The following is a 16181-nucleotide window of genomic DNA, read 5'->3' as shown; positions in this document are numbered from 1 at the left end:
AGGAGGCCTTCACGGACACATGATCAGCCCCAGCCAAATCCAGTAGGCACCCAAGACGCTCTCGGCCCTGACCCGAACCGCCACTCACGACCCCACTTCGGCTCTGCCGGCCCCTGGGGTCAACCGAGGGAAGGAGGCCTTCACGCGCTCAGGACGGCAGTTCCCGCTCGGACCCGCGTGCCTGCCCAGTGATCAGCTGCTCGACGCCGTCCAGGATCCGCGCCAGCCCGAACCGGAAGGTGTGCAGCGGCGCGCTCGCCGCACCGTGCGTCTCGCCGGCCGCCTGCCCGATCCGCGCCGCGAGCGGGAACAGCCCGGCGTCGGCTTCGGGGATCTCCGCGAGCACGGGCGCGCTGGCCGTCCACCACTCCATGTCCGTCAGCCCGGATCGCCGTACGAGACTCGCCGATTCAACCGAGCCGCGCGCGATGCCCTGGACGAACCCGTTGACCATCGCGACCACGGCATCCATTTCCAGGTCGGTGAGCCCGATCGCGTCGACGGCCCTCAGTTCGCGTTCGTGTTTGGCGAAGGTGTGCGGGCCTAGGGGGAGACGGCCGGTGGTGAGCTGGAGCATCCACGGATGCCGGTGGTACATCTCCCACGCGTCCTCGGCGAGGATCGTCATCGTGACCCGCCAGTCGTGGCTCTCCGGTGGATCGGTCAGTTCGCCGTGGACCCGGTCGATCATCAGGTCGAGCAGTTCGGCCCGGCCGGGGATGTAGGTGTAGATCGTCATGGGGGAGACGCCGAGTTTCTCCGCGCCTCGGCGCACCGACAGCGCGGTGATGCCCTCGGTGTCGGCCAGCTCGATCGAGGCGGTGACGATCTCCTCGACGGTGAGCTTCGGCTTGGGGCCGCGGCGGGGTTTCTCGCGCACACCCCAGAGCAGTTCGATGGTCCGCCGTGGATCGCCCGTGCCGGTGTGGTCCGCGTCTGTCATCACGTTCTCTCTACGGTGTACAGAGTTGTGTTATCCTGAACTGTACACCGTACAGAGATTGGGGTTGAGTGGCGTCTCACGACGGTTTCGGCAGTGTCGTTTTCGAACCGAAGAATCCCCCTCGGACCAGCGGATTCGTCTTCTGGAACGCCGAGGGGGACACGCCGGGGACCGGGGAGGTGACCGTCGCTCTCCCCGAGGTCACCACGGTGCCGTGCGTGCGGCTCCCGATGGCCGAGGCGCTCCCCGCGCTGCTGCGGCTTCGTGAGAGCGGCGATCCCTCCGCGCGTTTCTGGAGCGCAGCGGCCACGGCGGCGTTGAAGCTCGCCGAGGCGGGCAGGCTGCTGCCCGGGCTCACGGAGTCCGATGTGGACGCCTGGCGCGCGGGGCCGCTGGAACCCGCGGACGCCGCTTGGCTGCGCGAGTTGTCCGAGGCCATGCCGGCGCGGGCACGAGCGATCCCGGGCGAGGGAAACCTGCTTCCCGCGCGGTATCCGTTGCTGCGTGCGTTCCTCGACGCCGTGGCCGACACCCTTCCCCGTACGCCGGCGGCCGCGCAGGCGGCGGGCGTCAAGGCGTTCGCCACCGCGCCCGCGCATCGTGTCCCGCAGTTGCGGGACTGGGCGGCCGAGGTCGCGGCGGGGCTGGATTCGGGTGTCCGGGTCTCGGTGCGGATCGAGGCACCGGGTGACGACTTCACGAGCGGCCGCTTCAGCGGGGTCGTCCAGGTGCACAGTCTCGCCGATCCCGGCGTCCTGATCGACGCCGCCGCGCTCTGGGCGGGCGACGACCGGTTCGGCCCGCGAGCACGGATCGACGTCATGCTGGCACTTCGCCGCGCCGCCCAGCTGTGGCCACCGCTGGAACCCCTGCTCAGCGCCGCGGTGCCCGACGAGGTCGTACTCGGCGACACCGACATCACCGAACTGCTCACCACGGCCGCGCCCCTGCTGGCCACGGCGGGTATCGACGTGCACTGGCCCGCCGATCTCGTCCGTGACCTGAGCGCGAAGGCCGTCGTCGGCGGCGGTGCCGCGCCGCCTGCCGACCTTCCGTCGTTCTTCGCCGGCGGCACGTTGCTGCAGTTCGACTGGCAGCTCGCGCTCGGCGGCGCACCCCTCACCGCGGCAGAGATGGACGCGCTGGCCGAGGCCCACCGACCTGTCGTGCGGTTGCGCGATCAGTGGGTGCTGGTCGATCCGGCGTTGGCGGCGAAGGCGCGGGATCGCGCGTTGAAGCCGCTCACGCCGATCGACGCGCTCGGCGCCGCCCTGAGCGGGACGGCCGAGGTCGACGGTGAACGCGTCGACGTCCTCACCGACGGCTGGCTCGCCGCGTTGCGGGAACGGCTGCTCGCGCCACCTGAGCCGCAGGCACCGCCGCGCGGGCTGGCCGCGACCTTGCGCGACTACCAGATGCGCGGCCTGCAGTGGCTCACCGCCATGACGTCGATCGGGCTCGGTGGCTGTCTCGCCGACGACATGGGTCTCGGCAAGACGATCACGCTGATCTCGCTGCACCTGCATCGTGCGGACGGACCGACGCTGGTCGTCTGCCCGGCTTCACTGCTGGGGAACTGGGAACGCGAGATCACCCGGTTCGCCCCCGGTGTCCCGGTGCGCCGGTTCCACGGCACCGAACGCTCGCTCGAGGATCTCGACGGCGGCTTCGTGCTCACGACCTACGGCACGCTGCGCGCCGACCCGGAACCGCCGGCGAGTGTCCACTGGGGATTGCTGGTCGCCGACGAGGCCCAGCACGTCAAGAATCACCGCTCCGGCACGGCGAAGGCGTTGCGGACGCTGACGTCGTCGGCGCGGGTGGCGCTGACGGGCACCCCGGTGGAGAACAACCTCGCCGAGCTGTGGGCGATCCTGGACTGGACGACACCGGGCCTGCTCGGCACTATGGCCGACTTCCGCCGGGTGTGGGCGAAACCGGTCGAGTCCGGGAAGGACCCCGAGGCCGCGGAGCGCCTGTCCCGGCTGGTCCGGCCGTTCCTGCTGCGCCGCCGCAAATCCGATCCGGGGATCGCGCCGGAGCTGCCGCCCAAGACCGAGACCGACCGGCCGGTGACGCTCACCGCCGAGCAGGCGGCCCTCTACGAGGCGACGGTGCGCGAACTGATGGCCGAGATCGCCGGGAGTGAGGGCATCGCGCGCCGCGGCCGGATCGTCAAGCTGCTCACCGGACTCAAGCAGATCTGCAACCACCCCGCGCAGTACCTCAAGGAGCCGTCGGAAGCGGTGCTGGACGGGCGGTCGGGCAAGCTCGAGCTGCTCGACGAACTTCTGGGCACGATCCTCGCCGAGGACGGATCGGTGCTGGTGTTCACCCAGTATGTCGCCATGGCACGGCTGCTGGAACGTCATCTCGCGCAGCGCGGGATCGGCACGCAGCTGCTGCACGGCGGCACACCGGTGCCCAAACGCGAGGAGCTCGTGCGCCGGTTCCAGGCCGGTGAGGTGCCGGTGTTCCTGTTGTCGCTCAAGGCGGCGGGGACCGGGCTCAACCTGACCCGCGCCGATCACGTCGTGCACTACGACCGCTGGTGGAACCCCGCGGTGGAGGACCAGGCGACCGACCGCGCGTACCGGATCGGGCAGACCAGGCCGGTGCAGGTGCACCGGCTCATCGCCGAGGGCACGGTCGAGGACCGGATCGCGGCGATGCTGCGGGAGAAGCGTGCGCTCGCCGACGCGGTGCTCGCCGGCGGCGAGGCCGCGCTGACCGAACTGACCGACGCCGAGCTGGCCGAACTGGTCGAGTTGAGGAGCCGCCGATGAGCACGCCAGGCGACCGCGTCCGCGGTTTCCCCGCCTTCGGCGCCCAAAGCGGACGCGGCCAGTTCGCCCGCTCGTGGTGGGGCCGCGCGTGGATCAGCGCGATGGAGGACACCGCGCTGGATCTCCGTCAGCTCAAACAGGGCCGCAAGTACGCCGCGGCGGGCCGGGTCGGTCCGATCACGGTCAGCCCTGGGCGGATCGCCGCCGTGGTCGACGACCAGGAGGGCCAGTACCGCACCGAGGTCCGTCTCGCGGAGCTGACCGGCGACGAGTGGGACCGGTTCCTCGACCGGGTCGCCTCGCGCGCCGGGCATCTCGCCGCGTTGCTGGACCGGGACATGCCGCACGACCTCGTCGAGGCCGCCGACGACGCCGGGGTGCATCTGCTGCCCGGGATCGGCGACCTCGACCCGGACTGCGACTGCCCCGGCTGGGAGCTGCCGTGCCGCCATGCCGCCGCGCTGTCGTTCCAGGCTTCGTGGTTGCTCGACGCGGATCCGTTCGTGCTGCTGTTGATGCGCGGCAAGGGGGAGCGGGAACTGCTCGACGAATTGCAGCGACGCAACGCTCCCCGGTTCGTGCGCACCGGCGACGACGAAGTCCCGGCCGAGCGCGCGTACGCCGACGAGCCGGGTTCGTTGCCGGATCTCGCCGGATTCGCTCCCACTGGAGGCCCGACCGTGCCGGGTGCGCCCGGCATCCCGGCCGAGACCTTCGCCCTGCTGGTCGCCAACGCGAGCCAGATGGCAGGTGCGCTGCTGACGTCGCGGCCGAAGCTCACCCGTAAGCAGGACGCCGTCCGCCTCGCTGCGACTCATCCGGAGACCGTCGACAGGCTGCGCCCGGCCGAGAGCGCTGAGGACTTCGACCGTGCGGTGCTCGCCTGGCGGTACGGTGGCCGGACCGGTCTCGACGTCCTGGAGACCACGTGGACCCCGCCGCCGCAGGCGATGGGCCGGGCACGGGCCGCGTTCGCCGAAGTCGTGGACGACCCCGGCCAGGGGCTGGACGCCGAACGCAACCACTGCACCGTCCACGGAACCGGGGTGCAGGTACGGCTGGGCAAGGACGGGCTCTGGTATCCGTACCGGGATCAGTGGCCCGCCGGTCCTCCCGAAGCCGATCCCGGCGCGCTGTTCGCCGCGTTGCTCGGCTGATCCCACTGCCGCCCTCGCCGCAGCTGATCCAGGTGCGGCGAGGACAGGTGGAGGATTCGGTACCGGGTCTCGTCCGACTCCGGCGCCTCACCGGTCCACAGGCTGTAGCGGATGACCTGCCAGGTCCGGGGGTCGACGGCGAGCGCGCCCGAATGCGCGCCGTCCTGGCGCAGGTGCTCGCGAAGTCCGTCGAGAGTCTCGCCGAGGAAGGCGACCGGGTCGGTCTCGTCGGGGATCCGCACGACGTGCTTTCCCGCCGCGACCGGGGTCGAGCCGAAAGCGGGTCCTTCCTCGAACCCGAGCACGGTCCAGTGCTGCACGGCGGGACGCCCGAAGGATTCGACGATGCCGCTGAACGGACCGCCGAACAGGAAGGCGTTCATCCCGGCCTCGTCGTGCCACAGGTAGAAGGGCGAGTACTGGTTCAGCGTCGAGCCGTCGACGCCGCGCTCGCGGATCCCGTAGACCTTCAGCCCCAGACCGCCGAAGTCGTCGAGCAGATGCCCGCGCGTGGCGACGCGTTCGCGGATGATGCCCATGTCGTAGTCGGCGGGGAGGGTGATCTCGTACTGCATCGCATGCATGTCGTACATACTAGTAGGTACAGAGCTATTTCCGGTTGAGCCGGACGATCCCCTCGTCACCCTGCACCGCGACGACGGCGATCACCTGCCGGTTGATCTGGTGCACCATCCCCGGCGGACCCGACACCGCCTCGCCCATCCCGCCGGAAGCCGGAGCGAGACCCACCTTCCCGGACTGGACCGTGACCGCGAGCGGGCCGGCGCCGCCGTCGTTCGGGATCTGGTCGCCGGTCCGGACCAGCACCTCACACTCCCCATCCGAGCAGGCTTTCAGATTCCGCCCGTCCACCGCGACGAACGGCGCGCCGGACGGGGCCGCCGCCTCCATCAGCACACTTCCCGCGGAAGGCCTCGAACTCGCCGCGGCGAAGATCGGCGTCGGAGTCGCTGTCGCGCAGCCGGCGGCGAACAGCGCCAGGGGGACCAGGACCAGGCATCTTCGGCGATCGACCATGACCGACGAACGTAGCCGAAGCGCGAGCCCTTGCATGCACCCGAATTCCGCAATCGTGCGGTTGTTCGCAGTGCTCGGCGCCGGTCCGACCGGGGGAGTCGGCCGGACCGGCGCAGCACGTGGTCATGCGGGCACCGAGAGTCCGGAACGCGCGAAAAGGACTCACTTACCTGCGCGACACCTCGACATACCTCGGCAGGGCCGCCACCCAAGGAACTCAGCGAGGAGTGAAGGCCTCTTGGCTACCTTCAGGGTAAGCAAGGAGGCCTTCGCGGACGAGCCGTCATCGGGAGGCCGACCCTCCCGGCCGCTCAGACCTCCGCACGGGCGATGATCGCCCGCGTGTCCACTCCGGACGGAAGCGTCCCGAACGCGACACCCCAGTCGCCGCCCAGCCGCGACGCGCAGAACGCGTCGGCCACCGCCGGCGTCCCGTGCCGCACCAGCAACGAACCCTGCAGCACGAGCGCCATCGACTCGACCAGCCGCCGCGCCCGGTACTCGATGTCCGACAGATCCGACAGTTCCTTGCGCAGCCTGCCCACCGCGTCGTCCAGCCGCGCGTCGGCACCGGACGCCTGCTCGACCTCCGCGAAATACGCCGCCACCGACTCCGGTTGCTTCGCCATCGCCCGCAACGCGTCCAGCGCCGCGACGTTGCCCGAACCCTCCCAGATCGACATCAGCGGAGCCTCACGGTAGAGCCGCGGCATCCCCGACTCCTCGACGTACCCGTTCCCGCCGAGGCATTCCAGCGCCTCCACCGCGTGCGACGGACCGCGTTTGCACACCCAGTACTTCGTCACCGCCAGCCCCAGCCGCCGGAACGCCTGCTCCTGCTCGTCCTCCGGCCGGTCGGTGGCCGACGCGAGCCGCATCCCGACCATCGTCGCCGCCTCGGACTCCACGACGAGGTCTGCCAGCACGTTGCCCATCAGCGGCTGATCCACCAGATTCGCCCCGAACGCGAGACGATGCCGCGCGTGGTGGACCGCCCGCACGGCGCCGTACCGCATACCCGACGCGCTCCCGACCGCGCAGTCCAGCCGGGTGTTGTTCACCATCTCGATGATGGTGCGCACCCCGCGGCCTTCCTCGCCGATCAGCCAGCCGATCGCGTCGTCGTACTCGATCTCCGAGGACGCGTTGGACCGGTTGCCCAGCTTGTCCTTCAGCCGCTGCAACCGGATCCCGTTGCGCGTGCCGTCCGGCAGGATGCGGGGGAGCAGGAAACACGACAACCCGCCCGGTGCCTGGGCCAGCGTCAGGAACATGTCCGACATCGGCGCCGAGGTGAACCACTTGTGCCCGACGATCACATAACCGCCGTCGCCGAGCGGCCGCGCCGTGGTGGTGTTCGCCCGGACGTCGGAGCCACCCTGCTTCTCCGTCATCGACATCCCGGCGATGAGCCCGCGCTTCGAACTCGGCTCACGCAACCCGAAGTCGTACTCCGTCGCCGCCAGCAGCGGCTCGTACCGCGCGGACAGCTCGGGATTGAACCGCAACGCCGGAACCGCCGCGTACGTCATCGAAATCGGGCACGTGTGCCCCGCGTCGACCTGGCCCCAGACGTACATCTTCGCCGCCCGCGCCGCGTGCGCACCCGGCCGGGAATCCCGCCACGGCGCCGCGTGCAACCCATGGGACACCGCGACGTCCATCAGCTCGTGCCAGTGCGGGTGGAACTCGACCTCGTCGATCCGGTTCCCGACCCGGTCGTGCGTCCGGAGCACCGGCTCGTTCTCGTTGACCAGCCTGCCCCACTCCTGGGCCTGCTCGCTCCCGGCCAGCCTGCCGAGGGCGTGGACCTCGGCCACCGCCCAGCCCGCGCCCGCCCGCTCCAGCCCTTCCAGCAAGGCCGGGTCGGCGGCGACGTCGTACTCCGCCAGCGGCGGGACCTGATTGGTGACCTCATGAGTGCTCGGCATCGGAACCTCCCAAGGAACGCAGGACGAAAGTGCGCAGCCCGGACACCTCGTCCGCACTGCCGGTGGTCAACGGGCCGATCAGCACCTCGGCGGCCGCCCCGACGAGCGCCGCCGCGGTGACGTCCGCGTCCTGGGCGGGCAGCGCCCCGGACCGGACGCCGTCGGCCACGTGCTGGGCCACGACGTCACGGAAGGCACGCCGGAACACCAGCCGCTCGGCCTCGATCGGCGCGTCGACGGGCTCGGCCAGCAGCGCGTACGCCATCCGCGGCGTCTTCAGCGCCCGGCTCGCGAAGGTGTCGAAGACCGCCACGACCCGCTCGGCAGGCGTGCCGGGCCGCTCCGACACCTCGCGCACCGCCTCGACCTCACGCGTGACGACCTTGCGGAACAACTCCACGACCAGGGCGGCCTTGGTGGGGTAGTGGCGGTACACGCTCCCGACCGCCACGCCCGCCCGTTCGGCGACCGCCGACACCGAGCAACCCGCGTACCCGCGCTCGGCCAATTGCTCCATGGCGGCGGCGAGAACGGCGTCGCGCTGGGCGTCCAGGCGCTCCTGGACTTTCGGTGTACGTCGATACGGCACCCAAGAAGTGAAGCACTGATTCACACCTTCAGTCAACGCACCCTGGCGAGCCCCTCCACCGCCCTGGCGATGCCCTTCTTGTCATAAGCACTCGTCGGCATGGTCGCCGCATGGGCATGCCGGACCACCCCGTCCCGGTCGATCAGCACACTGCCCGACTGCTGCAGCATCTTCTTCGCCAATCCGAACGCCTCATGCGGCGTGCCGTTCCGGCCCGAGACCACCGGGAGCGACAACCCGCGCTTCGCCCGCCACGCCTTGGCCTCCGCCCGGCCCTCGGGAACCGCCACCAACACCCGCACACCGGCCGCCGCCAGCTCCTCGGACCGCGCCGCCAGGTCCTTCACATGGCCGGTGCACACCGGACACGTGGTCGAGCGCATGAAATAGATCAGCACTCCGGCCGTACCGCGGAACTCCGAAAGCCGCACGACCTGCCCGGTCGTGTCCTCCAGCGCGACATCAGGGACCGTGGAACCGATTTCGAGCATGAAAACTCCTCAAAAGAAGGTCAGGAAGCGGGGTCGTCGAGAAAGGCACGGACCGTCGCCCGCGCACGGTGCAGCCGGGACTTCATCGCGGCCGTGCTCAGACCGAGCGCGTCGGCGACCGCCCGGCCCGAATGCCCCTGGATGTCACGCATGATCAAGACGCGACGCTGGTCGGCGGGCAACTCGGCGATCGCCGCGGCCACCCGCTGCGCCTCCAGCCGATCCAACGCGTCTTCCTCGGCCGAAACCACCGCGACGGAATCCGCCGGACCCGCACCACGCACCACCCGGCGCGCCCGACGGAGGCATTCGTTGCGCACGATCCGGAACATCCACGACGCGAGCGCACCCGTGGCCCGCAGCGTGCCGATCTTCCGGTACAGGATGATCAGCGCCTCCTGCGCCGAATCCTCCGCGTCCTCCGGCGAAGCACACAGCGACCGCGCGAACCGCTGCACATGCGGATGGGAACCCGAGACCAGCGCGGCGATGGCGGACGCGTCCCCGCCCTGCGCCGCCACGATCAACGATTCCCTCGGCCACTCGGCCTCCACGACAACCTCCTCCTGCGCCGAGCTTGTCCCGGCCCCTACAAGAGCCGCGACCCTCGCGAAAGGATTCAGCAGCCTCCACGTGACCCCGCTCACCCCAGCGGGCGCACCACGAACCCCACGTCACCCGATGGCATGATCGCCGCTATGACATGGACCGCCCCCGAGGTGACCCGGCCGTCCGGCGACACCGCCGCCGACGAGCCGACCCTCCTGCCCTCCCTGCTGGCCTGGCACCGCAGCACCTTCCTCCACAAACTCGCCGGCCTCACCGGAGAACAGCTCGCCACGGCATCGGTCCCGCCGTCGAACATGACCCTGCTCGGCCTCGTCCGGCACCTCGCCAAGGTCGAACGCTTCTGGTTCCGCCTGCGCTACGCCGCACAGGACATCGAACCCCTCTACGACCCCGCCCTCGGCAAGGACCACGACTTCGAAGTCCTCGACGTCGCCAAAGCCGAAGAGGCATACGACATCCTCCTGGACGAGATCCGGCTCGCCGACGAAGCCGCCGCCGAAGGATCCCTCGACGACACCTTCGACCTCGGCGGGAACCCGTTCTCCCTGCGCATGCTCTACCTCCACATGATCGGCGAATACGCCCGCCACAACGGCCACGCCGACCTCATCCGCGAACGCGTCGACGGCCACACGGGAGCCTGACCATGGACTACGGATTCGTCGGCGCGGGCGAGATCACCGCCGCCATCGTCGAAGGCCTCAGCAAGGACATCACCGACCCGCCCTCGATCTTCCTCTCACCCCGCAGCCGCAGCGTCGGCCAAGAACTCTCGGCACGCTTCGCCAACGTCGAAGTCCGCGACAGCAACCAAGCCGTCCTCGACAGCGCCACGACCATCGTGCTCGCCGTCCGCCCGCCGATCGCCGAAGAAGTCCTCCGAGACCTCACCTTCCGGCCCGACCACGTCCTGATCAGCGCCCTCGCCGGCGTCCCCCTCGACCGGCTGCGCGACTGGGCCGCCCCCGCCCGCGAAGTCGTCCGGAGCATTCCCCTGCCCCCGGCCGCGCGCCGCCAAAGCCTCACCGCGATGTACCCCGACAACCCCGAAGCCCGAGCCCTCTTCGACAGCATCGGCGGCAGCGTCATCCCCGCCGCGGAGAAGGACCTCGACGTCTTCAGCGGCGCCACGGCCACCTTCGCCGCCCACCTCGACTACCTCGGCACCATCGCCGCCTGGATGACCGACCAAGGCATCGAAGACACCACGGCGACCGCCTTCACCAGCCACATCTTCGGCCAGCTCGGACACTCCCTCGTCCAGCAGAGCGGCTCCCTCGAAACCCTCACCGGCAAACACATGACCCCCGGCGGGCTCAACGAACAATTCCTCACCGACCTGCGCACCAACGGCGTCCCCGACACCGTCCGCCAGGCCCTCGACGGAATCCTCACCAGACTGCGAAACCAGTGACCGTCATCGAAAAGCTCCGGGCCGCCGGATGCGTCTTCGCCGAAGACGAAGCCCACCTGATCACCGCCGAAGCCCGCACCCCCGACGAACTCGACACCATGATCCAGCGCCGCATCGACGGCGAACCGCTCGAAGTCATCCTCGGCTGGGCGGAATTCCACGGACTGCGCATCACCGTCGAACCCGGCGTCTTCGTGCCACGGCAACGATCAGAACTCCTCGTCCGCCACGCCACCACCCTCGCCGGACCAGAAGCGGTCGTCCTCGACCTCTGCTGCGGCACCGGCGCACTCGGCGCCGCCATCGCCGCCGAACTCGGCGACATCCGGCTCTACGCGGCCGACATCGAGCCCGCCGCAGTCCGCTGCGCCCGCGTCAACGTCGCCCAAGCCAGGGGAGAGGTCTTCGAAGGCGACCTCTACACACCACTACCCGCGACGCTACGAGGCCGGGTCGACATCCTGGTCGTCAACGCCCCGTACGTCCCCACCGACGCCATCGCGATGATGCCGCCCGAAGCACGCGACCACGAACCTCGCGTCGCCCTCGACGGCGGGCACGACGGGGTCGACGTCCACCGCCGCGTCGCCGCCGAAGCCCCACAATGGCTCGCACCGGGCGGGCACCTGCTGATCGAAACCGGCGAAAGCCAGGCCGCGAGCACCGCGGAAGCCATGGCACACAACGGATTGACCCCCGAAGTGGTCACCGACGAAGCGCTGTACGCGACGATTGTTGTCGGTGCTCGGGTCTAGGGTCGCCGCCGTGACCGACTACCTCCAAACCACCCGCACCGCCTACGACACGGTCGCGGCCGACTATGCCGAACTGCTCCGCGACCACCTCGCCGGATCCACCTGGGACCGCGCCGTGCTCGGCGCGTACACCGAACTCGTCCAGGCCGCCGGAGGCGGCCGCGTCGCCGAAATCGGCTGCGGACCCGGCCGCATCACCGAGTACCTCCACCAGCTGGGCCTCGACATCCACGGCATCGACCTCTCCCCGGAAATGGTCGCCGTCGCCCGCAAGTGGTACCCCCACCTGGACTTCCGGGTAGGGGAGATGCCCGGTTTGTCCATTGAGGACGGTGCATTGACCGGCGTCGTCGCGTGGTACTCCATCATCCACACACCACGAGAGCGGCTGCCGGAGATCTTCGCCGACTTCCACCGGATCCTCGCCCCGGGCGGCCACCTGCTCGTGGCCTTCCAGGTCGGCGACGAAGTACGCCACATCGAGCACGCCTATGGGCACGACATCTCTTGCGACGCCTACCGCCTGTCGCCCGAGAAGATCACCGAGCAGCTGGGGGAGGCGAAGTTCAGCGTGCTCTCCACCCTCGTCCGTGAGCCGTCCGAGGAATTCGAAAGCACGCCACAGGCTTACTTGATCGCCCGCAAGCAGTAGCTCAAGGACGCCGAGCCTCGACGAGCCGGGCCGCCGAGCCGTAGAAAACGCCTCGGTCGGTCTGGTGCTCGGCGAGATCGGCTCGCAAGGCATCCACAGCCGCGGCGCGAGCGGCCTCATCCAGGTCGCTCAACCGGCCACCATGCTGCTCGACGATGAAGTCGGCCGCATCATCCACGTCGCGGCCGAAGTACATCGGCTTGTTCACCGCGGTACACCGGACGTCGGAGTACCCGGCAGACACCAGCAACTTCTCGGTCTCGCCCGGGTCGCTCAGCGCGAGATCCGACGACGGCACCGCACGGCCCGCCGCGAAGATCGTCCGGAACGTGGTGATCCATTCGTTGAGCCGCAACGGCTGCCACGTCAGCAGGACCAGACGGCCACCGGGCCGGGTCGCCCTGGCCAAGTTGGAGAACGCGGCCAGGGGAATACCGAAGAACATCGATCCATGCCTGCTGATCACCACATCGAACCGCGCCTCGGCGAACGGATGGATCTGCGCGTCCACCTGCGCGAAAGAGACATTGGGAACGCCTTCATCCTCGGCGAGCCGACGAGCGAGAACCAGCATCTCACCGGAGAGGTCGACACCCAGCGCGGAACCGTCACTGGCGAACCGTGCGGCGTCCCGCGTCGTCTGACCCGCACCGCAACCGACGTCGAGGACGTTGTCAGTCGGCCTGATGCCGGCCGCGGCGAAGAACGTGTCGCGATAAGCAGCGACACCGTCGTTGAAACGCTGCGCGCGCTTCGCCCAAAGAGCGCCGTCGTCACCGTCCCACGCCATCAACATCCGCTCGTTCGACGGATCGACATGCACAGCGGCGCTCTCGGACATTTCGACTACCCCCAGGTTCTCTTCCGAAAAACGACCCTAGCTGACGGAGTTCGGCCGGGACGTCAGCGAGCCTTTGATGGAACTGTTCGACCGGATCACCCGGCGTCTGGTCCCGTCCGACGCGAAGTAGCGTTGGCGATGTTGACCATCCAGGTGATCCCGAACTTGTCCACGAGCGCGCCGGCCTCGTCGCCCCGCGCCTGCTTCTCCAGCCGCATGGTCACCGTGCCGCCGACGGACAACTTCTCGAAATGGCCGCGGAGTTCGCCATCGCCACCGAGGTAGACCGCGACGTTGTTGCCAGGGGAGTGCGGCACGTCCTCGACCTGGCCGTCAACGTCGCAAGCCATCAGCGTGTATCCGTGCGGGGTGTCGAGCTGGGCGTGCATGACCTTGTCAGCGTCGGGGGAGTCCGGCGAGCCGAAGTCCGCGATCCACCGAATACACGACATCCTGTGGCGGGTATTCGCCGCAGGATTCAGGCCAGGCCCCAGTAAGCCAGCCAAGCGTCCAACGCCGGCCCGGGCGGGTTGAGCCGACGAGCACGGGCGACGTTCTCCTCGTCGTCAGGAACGACCTCGGCCAGAACCAGCACGTTCCCGCGAGCTTCGCCGACACCGAACAGACCTTCGTCAGAGAGCCTGCGCAGCGCCGTCTCCATCGCACGAAGCCGAAGATCGAACTCCGCGTCGGAGGCATCGTCGTCGGCGATGTCGAACACCTCCGGCCGGGCGGCGAACAGCTCGCGGACCGGCTTCAGATGTTCCTCACCACCGATCGAAAACGGTGAATCGGCGTAGGAGTAGCGGACGTCGTCGGCGTCTGGTCGCTGTGTCAGCGCCTCGTGCGACCACGCCGACAGAGCCGGACCAAAGGCTTCGCCGGGCGTGGTCAGCGTGACGTAGTAGAACGTGTGGCCGGGGTTGTCGCGGAACAGGTCTGTGACGGCTGCACGAGTGGCCGTGGTCAACGCGTCGGCAAGGTCGGCTTCGGTAGGAATCACCAGGGCATCGAACCATGTCCCGCTTCAGCCTGAGGGAGGACATGTCCTGACCTTACTTGACCTTACTTGACATAATGTACATTATCGGCACTTTGGCTGACCTGGATAACGATGGCCGAGAGGGGCCTCGATGCAGGCGCGAAGGGGTCCTTCGTCGCATTTCATGCAGTGAAAGCGCCCTTCGTCACGCCTGATGCGGGCATGGCTCCCTTTGGCTCACCCTGAACCGGGTCGCCACAGATCTCCTGAGGCGACCCATGGCACCCCCGGCGACGCGAAACGGAGGTCCGATCACCCAGCCTCAATACGTCACTGTGACGAATCGATGTGGGTCTCACGGAGCCATTGATGATCAATGGAGGCGTCAGGCGCGGTTGGATCTCGTCGAGTCGGCCAGTCTGGCGACGACATGGACCCAAGTGCCGCCTAGGTGGCCCAAGTGTCACGAAAGGGTCGTTCCTGACGCTTTCGTCCTGAATGACCCTTTCATGACACCCCGGAGAGCGACGGGCGAACCGGGATCCCCCGCGAGGGGTTTCCGGACCCATCACTCCGTTTCATGCATAATCACTATTATGCATGAAACGGAATATAACCGAGTGTAAGACTGTCGGTGCCATGCGGTACAAGATGTTCATGAGGGTTTCCGAGGCACAGCAAGCCTTTTTCGCCGCACGTCGTCCCCGTAAGGATTCTCCTCACACCACCGACGCCTACCGCCGCGACCTCGCCGGCATCACCGCACTTCTGCTTCGCGAACTGGACCGCTCCCCTGACGAACTCACTGTCGAGATGCTCACCGCCCAGGCGCTCCGCAACGCCTTCGGTGCCTTCGCAGACACCCACGCGAAGAGTTCGGTGCTCCGCGCCTGGTCGACCTGGAATCAGTTCCTCACCTTCTGCGTGTCCGACGGGTTGCTCGCGGGCAATCCGATGGGCGCGGTCGCCCGGCCGAAGGCGCCTCCGCTGACGCCGAAACCGTTGCGCGGTGAGGAAACCCCGGAGCAGCTGCTCGCTGCCGCCGCCGACGGCTCGCGCCGGACACGAGATCCATGGCCGGAGCGGGACGTCTTGGTGATCGCGCTGGGGCTGGTCGCCGGGCTGCGTGCCGCCGAGATGCGGGCCCTGACGGCGCGATCGCTGGTCGGCCGTCAGGGCGAGATGCGGCTGCACGTCCATGGCAAGGGAAGCCGCGACCGGTCGATCCCGGTGCAGCCGATCATGGAGAAGATCATCGAGGAGTACCTGGCCTCCTGTCGTCGGCGGTTCCCGCAGCAACGGTTCGGGCCCTCCACTCCCCTCCTCCGGGATCGTGCGGGCGAGCCGATCGGCCGCGGCGCGCTCGAGTACCTCGTCAAATCCTGCTATCGGTGGGCAGGCCTGCACGACCGCGTGCCGGTCGGGGCGAACCTCCACGCGTTGCGGCACACCTTCGCGACAAGGCTGGCGGAGGACGGCGCGACGGCGTCCGAGATCATGGCTTTGCTGGGGCACGCGAGCCTCGCGACCAGCCAGAACTACATCGAGGCGACCGGACGTGAGCAGCGTGCGGCGGCCGCGAGCAACCGGACGTACCGGGCGCTGGACGGGATCTTGTAGCTCAGCGGAGTTGTTCGAGGTCCTTGGCGGCCTGGGCGATCTCGCCGGCGAGGCCGCGGAGTTCGGCGACGGAAGCGCCGTCGTCGGCCGCGGTGACGACGTCTTCGGCGGCGCAGCGGAGTTGGAAGAGCCTGTCCTGCAGGGTGGCGATCTCGGTGTCGGAGAGGACGACAGCGTCTTCGGGGAGTCCGCTGCGTTGGAGGGCGGTGCGGCGTTCGTAGGCGCGCTGGCGGCAGGATTGCCCGCAGTAGCGGCGGCGCCTGCCGACGTTGCCGCCTTGTTCGAGCCGCCGGCCGCACCATCCGCAGTGTTTGGGTACCCCCGCGCGGCGGAGTTCGGACACCTCTTCGGCGGATGTCTTCGGGTGTTCGGCCACTTCCCTCACGGATCAGACCCTAGCTGGCCATCCGGC

Annotated in this window: 18 protein-coding genes; 7 read left to right on the top strand and 11 right to left on the bottom strand. The window is 69.0% G+C overall.

The features are described 5' to 3' along the window. Positions 1-148: 148 nt before the first annotated feature. Entirely contained in the window at positions 149-943 is a 795-nt protein-coding gene (locus AC069I_RS39380) for a TetR/AcrR family transcriptional regulator C-terminal domain-containing protein (protein ID WP_478267643.1), read from the bottom strand. 68 nt (positions 944-1011) lie between these two features. Between AC069I_RS39380 and AC069I_RS39375 the strand changes: the two genes are divergently transcribed. After that, on the top strand, positions 1012-3729 hold the full coding sequence (locus tag AC069I_RS39375; RefSeq protein ID WP_478267642.1) for a DEAD/DEAH box helicase: 2718 nt from the start codon (positions 1012-1014) through the stop codon (positions 3727-3729). Further along, positions 3726-4886 carry an SWIM zinc finger family protein gene (locus AC069I_RS39370; protein ID WP_478267641.1) on the top strand — a complete coding sequence of 387 codons (1161 nt, stop codon included), beginning with the start codon at positions 3726-3728 and terminating at the stop codon, positions 4884-4886. The genes AC069I_RS39375 and AC069I_RS39370 overlap by 4 nt, the downstream gene beginning before the upstream one ends. On the opposite strand, the gene AC069I_RS39365 is transcribed toward AC069I_RS39370, so the two are convergent. The 6 genes from AC069I_RS39365 to AC069I_RS39340 form a co-directional block, all read right to left on the bottom strand. Beyond that, positions 4823-5470, bottom strand: a complete 648-nt coding sequence (locus AC069I_RS39365) for a DUF4865 family protein (RefSeq protein ID WP_478267640.1) — start codon at positions 5468-5470, stop codon at positions 4823-4825. The genes AC069I_RS39370 and AC069I_RS39365 overlap by 64 nt on opposite strands. 25 nt (positions 5471-5495) lie before the next feature. Next, positions 5496-5924 (bottom strand): hypothetical protein, encoded by a 429-nt coding sequence (locus AC069I_RS39360; RefSeq protein WP_478228243.1) that lies wholly within the window; start codon positions 5922-5924, stop codon positions 5496-5498. 311 nt (positions 5925-6235) lie between these two features. Then, entirely contained in the window at positions 6236-7855 is a 1620-nt protein-coding gene (locus tag AC069I_RS39355) for an acyl-CoA dehydrogenase family protein (RefSeq protein ID WP_478267639.1), read from the bottom strand. After that, entirely contained in the window at positions 7839-8444 is a 606-nt protein-coding gene (locus AC069I_RS39350) for a TetR/AcrR family transcriptional regulator (protein WP_410646765.1), read from the bottom strand. Before AC069I_RS39350 ends, AC069I_RS39355 begins: the two co-directional genes overlap by 17 nt. A 32-nt stretch (positions 8445-8476) precedes the next feature. After that, positions 8477-8935 carry a peroxiredoxin family protein gene (locus AC069I_RS39345; RefSeq protein WP_478228241.1) on the bottom strand — a complete coding sequence of 153 codons (459 nt, stop codon included), beginning with the start codon at positions 8933-8935 and terminating at the stop codon, positions 8477-8479. A gap of 20 nt (positions 8936-8955) precedes the next feature. After that, positions 8956-9489, bottom strand: a complete 534-nt coding sequence (locus tag AC069I_RS39340) for an RNA polymerase sigma factor (protein WP_478232757.1) — start codon at positions 9487-9489, stop codon at positions 8956-8958. 144 nt (positions 9490-9633) lie between these two features. Between AC069I_RS39340 and AC069I_RS39335 the strand changes: the two genes are divergently transcribed. Genes AC069I_RS39335 through AC069I_RS39320 form a run of 4 tightly spaced genes read left to right on the top strand, consistent with a single transcriptional unit; the run spans position 9634 to position 12326 of the window. Then, positions 9634-10149: a DinB family protein gene (locus tag AC069I_RS39335; RefSeq protein WP_478267638.1), complete on the top strand. Its 516-nt coding sequence runs from the start codon at positions 9634-9636 to the stop codon at positions 10147-10149. A gap of 2 nt (positions 10150-10151) precedes the next feature. After that, a complete protein-coding gene (locus AC069I_RS39330; protein ID WP_478267637.1) occupies positions 10152-10919 on the top strand; it encodes an NAD(P)-binding domain-containing protein in 768 nt (255 codons plus the stop codon). Further along, entirely contained in the window at positions 10916-11674 is a 759-nt protein-coding gene (locus AC069I_RS39325; protein ID WP_478228237.1) for a putative protein N(5)-glutamine methyltransferase, read from the top strand. Before AC069I_RS39330 ends, AC069I_RS39325 begins: the two co-directional genes overlap by 4 nt. A gap of 10 nt (positions 11675-11684) precedes the next feature. Next, positions 11685-12326 carry a class I SAM-dependent DNA methyltransferase gene (locus AC069I_RS39320; protein WP_478228236.1) on the top strand — a complete coding sequence of 214 codons (642 nt, stop codon included), beginning with the start codon at positions 11685-11687 and terminating at the stop codon, positions 12324-12326. A 1-nt stretch (position 12327) separates the two neighbouring features. On the opposite strand, the gene AC069I_RS39315 is transcribed toward AC069I_RS39320, so the two are convergent. The 3 genes from AC069I_RS39315 to AC069I_RS39305 all read right to left on the bottom strand — a co-directional run bounded on the left by AC069I_RS39315 (position 12328) and on the right by AC069I_RS39305 (position 14170). Then, the gene (locus AC069I_RS39315; protein ID WP_478228235.1) at positions 12328-13167 is read right to left on the bottom strand and encodes a class I SAM-dependent methyltransferase; all 840 of its coding nucleotides are present in this window, start codon (positions 13165-13167) and stop codon (positions 12328-12330) included. Between the two features lie 95 nt (positions 13168-13262). Continuing rightward, positions 13263-13619: a VOC family protein gene (locus AC069I_RS39310; RefSeq protein WP_478267636.1), complete on the bottom strand. Its 357-nt coding sequence runs from the start codon at positions 13617-13619 to the stop codon at positions 13263-13265. A gap of 26 nt (positions 13620-13645) precedes the next feature. Further along, entirely contained in the window at positions 13646-14170 is a 525-nt protein-coding gene (locus AC069I_RS39305) for a DUF4303 domain-containing protein (RefSeq protein ID WP_478228233.1), read from the bottom strand. Between the two features lie 618 nt (positions 14171-14788). Between AC069I_RS39305 and AC069I_RS39300 the strand changes: the two genes are divergently transcribed. Beyond that, positions 14789-15769, top strand: a complete 981-nt coding sequence (locus AC069I_RS39300) for a tyrosine-type recombinase/integrase (protein WP_219151799.1) — start codon at positions 14789-14791, stop codon at positions 15767-15769. 1 nt (position 15770) lies between these two features. On the opposite strand, the gene AC069I_RS39295 is transcribed toward AC069I_RS39300, so the two are convergent. Further along, positions 15771-16154 (bottom strand): hypothetical protein, encoded by a 384-nt coding sequence (locus tag AC069I_RS39295; RefSeq protein ID WP_125677752.1) that lies wholly within the window; start codon positions 16152-16154, stop codon positions 15771-15773. Between the last annotated feature and the right edge of the window lie 27 nt (positions 16155-16181).

It is taken from the genome of Amycolatopsis sp. NPDC043885 (genome assembly GCF_056435685.1).
Note: the sequence above shows the minus strand (reverse complement) of the source record. Positions and strands in the feature narration are given on the sequence as shown.

Coding starts and splice junctions, on each gene's coding strand:
- AC069I_RS39370 (WP_478267641.1), top strand. CDS start 3,726: ATGAGCACGCCAGGCGACCGCGTCCGCGGTTTCCCCGCCTTCGGCGCC.
- AC069I_RS39365 (WP_478267640.1), bottom strand. CDS start 5,470: ATGCATGCGATGCAGTACGAGATCACCCTCCCCGCCGACTACGACATG.
- AC069I_RS39355 (WP_478267639.1), bottom strand. CDS start 7,855: ATGCCGAGCACTCATGAGGTCACCAATCAGGTCCCGCCGCTGGCGGAG.
- AC069I_RS39380 (WP_478267643.1), bottom strand. CDS start 943: ATGACAGACGCGGACCACACCGGCACGGGCGATCCACGGCGGACCATC.
- AC069I_RS39330 (WP_478267637.1), top strand. CDS start 10,152: ATGGACTACGGATTCGTCGGCGCGGGCGAGATCACCGCCGCCATCGTC.
- AC069I_RS39335 (WP_478267638.1), top strand. CDS start 9,634: ATGACATGGACCGCCCCCGAGGTGACCCGGCCGTCCGGCGACACCGCC.
- AC069I_RS39345 (WP_478228241.1), bottom strand. CDS start 8,935: ATGCTCGAAATCGGTTCCACGGTCCCTGATGTCGCGCTGGAGGACACG.
- AC069I_RS39300 (WP_219151799.1), top strand. CDS start 14,789: ATGCGGTACAAGATGTTCATGAGGGTTTCCGAGGCACAGCAAGCCTTT.
- AC069I_RS39310 (WP_478267636.1), bottom strand. CDS start 13,619: ATGTCGTGTATTCGGTGGATCGCGGACTTCGGCTCGCCGGACTCCCCC.
- AC069I_RS39315 (WP_478228235.1), bottom strand. CDS start 13,167: ATGTCCGAGAGCGCCGCTGTGCATGTCGATCCGTCGAACGAGCGGATG.
- AC069I_RS39360 (WP_478228243.1), bottom strand. CDS start 5,924: ATGGTCGATCGCCGAAGATGCCTGGTCCTGGTCCCCCTGGCGCTGTTC.